This is a genomic window from Rhizobacter sp. P3_B12, from assembly GCF_056402895.1.
The window spans coordinates 1-1290 of record NZ_JBFUGN010001350.1 but is presented as its reverse complement, the minus strand read 5'-3'; the positions used below and the strand labels follow the sequence as shown (position 1 = coordinate 1290).

The following is a 1290-nucleotide window of genomic DNA, read 5'->3' as shown; positions in this document are numbered from 1 at the left end:
CCGCCTCGCGCTGCAGCTGCGCTACCAGGTGTTCCTCGCACCGACCGAGGTCCGCACGCTGGAGATCGCGCCGTTCTCGCTCGGCTTCCAAGGCGCCGGGCGAGACCAGGCGCTGCGCGTCGACGCGTGGCCGGTGACGGTGTCGCCGCTGGCGCCCGCCGAGGTCTCGCCGCGCCAGGGCCTGGGCGAGCTCCGCCCCGACCTGCCGCCGCCACGGCTCGACACCGGCCCCGCGCAGCGCCGCCTGCTGGCCTGGGGCGCGGTGCTGCTGCTGTGCCTCGCGTACCTCGCGCAGATCTACCTCATCCTGCCGGGGTGGGCGCAGCGCCGGCGGCCGTTCGCGAGCGCGTGGCGGCAACTCAGCCACCTGCCGGCCGACGCGCCGGCGCCCGAGCGGCGGGCCGCGTTCCAGCACGTGCACGAGGCCTTGAACCGGACGGCTGGCGAGGTGGTGTTCGAGCACGGCGTCGACCGCTTCGTCGCCGCGCAGCCGCGCTATGCCGCGCTGCGCGCCGAGCTGCTCGCGTTCTTCCAGCAGTCGCGGCGCGAGTTCTTCGCCGACAGCCCGGCGGCCGCGAACGACGGCCGCTGGCTGCTCGAGTTCTGCCGCAAGTGCCGCGATGCCGAGCGGGGTGCCGCGTGATCCACTTCGACCACCCGTGGCTGCTGGGCCTGCTGCCGCTGGCACTGCTGCCGTGGTGGGCGCGCGCCGCGCAGCCGGTGCGCAATGCCTGGGTCGCGCTGCTGCCGCGCGACCGCGCCTCCGATGCCTTGCAGCGCGTGCTGAAGGGTGCCGCCGTGCTCGCGCTCGCGCTGCTGGTGCTGGCGATGGCCGGCGCCTACCGGCCCGAGTACACGGTGGAACGGGTCGGCCAGGGCGCCGAGATCGTCGTCGTGCTCGATCGCAGCCGCAGCATGGACGAGGGCTTCGCCGGCGCCCGCCTCGCCGCCGGCGCGGCCAGGCCACGCGGCACCGGCCCCGAGGCGCTCGACTACTACATGAGCCTGTCGCCGGGCCGCTCGCGCGATGCGAAGGGCAAGGTCGCGCGCCGGCTGCTGTCGGCCTTCGTGACCGGCCGGCCCGACGACCGCTTCGGGCTGGTGGTGTTCAGCACGCTGCCGATGCGGGTGCTCGAGTTCACGCAGAAGAACGACGTGGTGCAGGCCGCCATCGCGGCCGGCGAGATCGGGCGCGGCCTGTCGGAGACCAACATCGGCCTCGCGCTGCTGGACGCGCTGTCGTTCTTCGACGAGCGGCCCTACACCGGCTCGCGCATCGTGATGCTGGTG

The 1290-nt window shown here is 74.7% G+C and carries 1 protein-coding gene and 1 pseudogene; both read left to right on the top strand.

The genetic code is table 11. The features are described 5' to 3' along the window. Nucleotides 1–643 (top strand): annotated as a pseudogene (locus AC1D01_RS35140) (hypothetical protein); the annotation flags it as partial. Continuing rightward, on the top strand, nucleotides 640–1290 hold a 651-nt coding region (locus AC1D01_RS35135; protein ID WP_477874209.1), incomplete at its 3' end, for a vWA domain-containing protein. The pseudogene AC1D01_RS35140 and the gene AC1D01_RS35135, both read left to right, overlap by 4 nt.